Below are 216 nucleotides of genomic sequence, written 5' to 3'. Positions count from 1 at the left end.
CGGACTTTTCCTAAAATAAGCCGCTATTTGTTGAAAAATCGATCGATTAATCGCGCATGTGCTGCTTTTTCGCACGGTTTCCCATGTTAAACGCGCAACTCGCCCATACCCATGAGCTGTTTTCGTACCATCCACAGGTTCGACAACGCGAACAGCGTGGTCAACTGAGCCGTATTTTTCATCAATCCACGAAAGCGCACTTTCACGTAACCGAAC

The 216-nt window shown here is 47.2% G+C and carries 1 pseudogene; it reads right to left on the bottom strand.

What is annotated here, in order from left to right:
- Positions 1-86: 86 nt before the first annotated feature.
- Positions 87-216 (bottom strand): annotated as a pseudogene (locus DW49_RS1000000131835) (IS5/IS1182 family transposase); the annotation flags it as partial.

Origin of the sequence: Pseudomonas avellanae BPIC 631 (assembly GCF_000444135.1) — a bacterium.
In the GTDB taxonomy this organism is placed as follows: Bacteria; Pseudomonadota; Gammaproteobacteria; order Pseudomonadales; family Pseudomonadaceae; genus Aquipseudomonas; species Aquipseudomonas avellanae.
This window is presented reverse-complemented; position numbering and strand designations above follow the sequence as displayed.